Origin of the sequence: Pseudoalteromonas sp. SR45-5, assembly GCF_014163565.1 — a bacterium.
Classification (GTDB): domain Bacteria; phylum Pseudomonadota; class Gammaproteobacteria; order Enterobacterales; family Alteromonadaceae; genus Pseudoalteromonas; species Pseudoalteromonas distincta.
The window spans coordinates 1-4,233 of record NZ_JACJDN010000342.1; the positions used below are offsets into that span (position 1 = coordinate 1).

Consider the following 4,233-nt stretch of genomic DNA (forward strand, 5'->3'; position numbering starts at 1 on the left):
CTTTAGAACTATTTATGCGAAGGTTGCAGATGCTTCAAAAGAACTAAACTGCGTAACGAGTCCAGTAAAAGGTACCGATATTATTCAGTTAAAGTTTTTACAAGGTGATCAATTAACTGAAGCTGAGACTCAAACGAGTGAAAACTATTTCATAGCGGAGCAAGAGAGAGCCCAATTCAAGCGAGGTGAAATTACAGGAAGTTCTGTTAATGCCTCTATTTGGCCGTATAGCCATCATGTTTATTATATTTCAGAGCAAACATATAAAGTAAATAACAAGAACCTAACTGTACCTGCATTAATGAGAAAGCGCTTAGTTGGTGGGAATATCACCACAGAAACTATTATGGAAGGTGTCGAAAACATGCGGTTTGTTTTTGGTCTCGATACAAACAGCGACAATCGTGTAGATACATACCGAAGTATTAAAAGTATGGAGCACACTGATTGGGAAAATCGAAAGGGTATTCTAACAGTACAGGTATTTTTATTAATACGCGCATTGGAGCCAGACCCTGGGGTTAAAATTAAAAACCAAACTTACATATTAGGTGAAGATGAAGACAAGCGTGAATTGAAATTTACCGATAGTTTCAGACGCACAGTGTTTACCACGACTATTCGATTAAATAATGTTGGATCAAATTTATGGCGTATTTAAAACAATCACAGAAAAAGCAGCAGGGTGTAGTACTGATCACTGCTCTAATAATGGTAATTGCAGTGACGGGTATAGCGGTGACTCTTATGAGCAGTAGTAGTATTGATATTAAAATTACCAATGCAGCGCAAGAGCGTGAAGTGGCCGAAAATGAACTTATTGGCGAAGTACAGCGCATGATTTCTGATGAAGCAAATAAAGGTGCGAATAATCAGTTTTTTTTGAGTCCAGATGAAGTCACTTCGATTGCAGCCTCTGATAAAGAAGGCATGGTGATCGCAACACATGATGGTATGCAAAGCAAAATGGTTAATCTAAACAAAGGTGCGCTTGACCTAGAGTGTCCTCGACGCTTTAATTTTACAGCAGGTATATCGTGCAATATGTTACAGGTCGCCACTACGATAGAATATGGCTCTAAAAGTAAGCATGAACTAACCATTGTTACAGGTGTAGCGCAAGAAATGGCTAGCATAAGTAAGGGGATTTAATATGAAATTAAAATTAAACAAAGTGTTAGCCTCTTTACTTGGCTTAACAATAAGTATGTCGGTATTTGCAGAGGATATTGAACTTTATGTAAATCATGATGTAGAGACAGACGAAAATCCAAGAGTGTTAATGATATTTGATACTTCAGGAAGTATGGCTTGGGATGTTGTAGATGGAGGCAAGTGTTATCGTCGTTATCAAAATGGACAGTTCTATGAATCTGATTGTTTTAAAAGTCAGACTTACTTTAATTACACACAGCAGTGTTACAAGTCTGTAAATGGATATGCACAAGCTATTTGTGAAGATAGCCGATTATTAGTAGCAAAAAACGCCGTTAGCCAACTAGTTACTGATAATGATGATATTGATTTTGGTTTAATGAGATTTAGAGAAAGTTCAGGTGGCTATGTATTAGCAAGGCTTGGTTCTAACAAAAATACCTTACTTAATGAAATTGATGATTTGCCTGCAAGTGGAGCAACTCCCTTAACAGAAACCTTATGGGAGGCGTATAGATATATTACTGGGCAAAGTCTTTACTATGGTTATGGTATTAACAATAGAGATAAAGCAGCTGATGCTAATGGAACTTATAAGTCACCATTTAAAAAGGAGTCAGGAGATCCTCTTAGGTGCGATAACTCAATTAATATTATTTTGATGACTGATGGAGATCCCACTAACGATGATGGTCGTGATGATCAGATTAAAAGTGTACATAATAATTTATTTAATGATTCAATCCCTTTTGTGAGTGGTGATTATTCTAATAGCTATTTAGTTGCTCTATCAAAAATAATACATGGAACAAATAATACAAAAGTAGATTTATACTCTGAGACAAGCGATGTGCTAGATACGGGTAGAGTTTTTACCATTGGCTTTGGCACAGGAATGAGTGATGGCGGTATTGACTTACTAGAGAAAGCGGCATCGGTTGGTGGAGGGCAGTACTTAGAGGCGCGAACTTCAGAGGCTTTAACAGAGGCATTAAAAAATACGATTTCAAGAATCAGAGAAGTAAATGATAGTTTTTCATCACCTTCAGTTGCAAGTAATAATGTAGATCAAACTCGTAGTCGAGATGCTGTTTATTTTGCCATGTTTTACCCAGAAACAGGTGCTCGTTGGCGTGGAAACCTAAAAAAGCTGAAAGTATCAGGGAGTCAAATTGTTGACTCAAAAGGATTATCGGCACTTGATGAAAATGGCTTGATTGACGAAAATGCAGAAACATTTTGGTTGCCAAGCGGGGAGCCAGCTGATGGTAACTTAGTTGCACAAGGTGGTGTAAACCTTCATTTAACTACATTAGATTCAGATAGCCGTAATTTATACACTGACAATCAAGGAGCAATAGTAAATTTTAATACCTCAGTTGTCAGTGATATTCTTAATTTAGTCGATAATAATCCTCTGAGCTTATCGAGCGATGATATTAAATGGGCGATGGGTGTTGATGTTGATGATGATGATGCTGATGGGTCTAACGTTGACCAGCGTCAAGATATTTTTGGTGATCCTCTGCATTCTAAACCTGTCGCAATCGATTATGGTAATGATGATATTCGAGTTTTAATAGGAACTAATGCAGGCTTTTTGCATATGTTCAAGGATTCTGATGATAGCGTAAGTGAAAGTTGGGCATTTATACCGTCTGCTTTATACGACATTATTGAACCTCTACGTAAAAATCAGGCCGATACGAAAGTATATGGTATGGATGGCCCTATTAGTATTTATTTTGATAATAAAAACTTAAATAGTGATGGTTTAAACGACGGTATTATTGATGCGAGTGGCGACGATAGAGTGTGGGCTTTTGCAGGAATGCGTCGCGGTGGTAAAAATTATTACGGACTTGATATAACAAACCCAAACATACCAAAAAAATTATGGGACGCACCAATAGAGGGCGGAAAAGGTGATTTTAAAGAGCTTGCGCAAACATGGTCAAAGCCACAAATAGCCTATATTAAAGCATTTGGTGATAAGCCTTTATTAATTTTTGGTGCTGGATACGATACAAATAAAGATGCAGCTATTCGTAGTGAAGATAATATAGGGCGAGGTATTTACATTGTTGAAGCCGAAACAGGTAAAAGAGTATGGGCATTAACACCCGATATTAATGGCTTTAAAGGTAAGCATAGTATTGCTGCAGATATTACCACGCTTGACTCAGATTATGATGGATATATAGACCGAATTTATGCGGCAGATACTGGTGGAGATATTTGGCGTATAGATATGCCAGGCACTAGTACTAGTGAATTTAGTCACTTTAAATTAGCTGAGCTTGGCAGTAATAAAGCAACTGAAGACCGACGCTTTTTTTACAAACCACTCGTTGCACGAACCATTTATAGTAAAGTAAGCGAGACAACAGTTGATGGTAGTACCGTTATAACACGCTTAGATACGCCGTATGATGCAATAGTTATTGGTAGTGGTAACCGCTCAAAACCAACCGGTACCAATGAAAAAGATCAACTGTTTATGATCAGAGATGAAAATACAGTTACTAAATCATATAAAACGAATGCACCGGATACTATTGTACCTGCTGATTTGATGCAAATGAATTCAGACCCATTTGGTAATGCTCTAGATGACGTTGATGATTTTGTTGACTTAGAAGTCGACTTGGCTAAATTTAATGGTTGGAGATATGAGTTAGGAACGGGTGAAAAATCACTAGCTGCTGCTACAGTTGTTGGAGGTGTTGCTTATTTTACAAGTTTCACACCTGCATCAGATACATCGACTGAAAACCAATGTTCCCTAAGTGGTGGTGGTGGTTCTTTATACGCATTTCACTTACATTACGGTACTAAAGTGTATGATGACCTTAAATTTACAACCAGCTATGATGTACCAGATACACCTCAGTTATACTTTGGCGAAGGCCCTTCATGCGTAGATGGTAATGGAGATGGTAAGTGTGATGACAACCCAACAGTTGACGTAACACAAGAAAGTCAGTTTTATCTAATTGGGCCGGGTATCAAAGGTGAAAATGCTGAAAACCCAATGAAGCCTGTTGAGATAAAGGGCCCTGGCTTAACAATTGTTGA

At 37.8% G+C, this 4,233-nt stretch carries 3 protein-coding genes; all 3 read left to right on the forward strand.

Annotation, left to right across the window (positions count from 1 at the left end; translation table 11 throughout):
- Positions 1-661: PilW family protein (locus H5072_RS12865; RefSeq protein ID WP_182693734.1), on the forward strand; the 661-nt coding region annotated here is incomplete at its 5' end.
- Positions 649-1,152 (forward strand): hypothetical protein, encoded by a 504-nt coding sequence (locus H5072_RS12870; RefSeq protein WP_024596574.1) that lies wholly within the window; start codon positions 649-651, stop codon positions 1,150-1,152. The genes H5072_RS12865 and H5072_RS12870, both read left to right, overlap by 13 nt.
- A gap of 1 nt (position 1,153) precedes the next feature.
- Positions 1,154-4,233 (forward strand): pilus assembly protein (locus H5072_RS12875; RefSeq protein WP_182693735.1); only part of this gene is annotated, 3,080 nt, incomplete at its 3' end.

What these genes read in the sequence shown, in the direction of transcription:
- H5072_RS12870 (WP_024596574.1), top strand. Translation starts at nt 649, where the DNA reads ATGGCGTATTTAAAACAATCACAGAAAAAGCAGCAGGGTGTAGTACTG.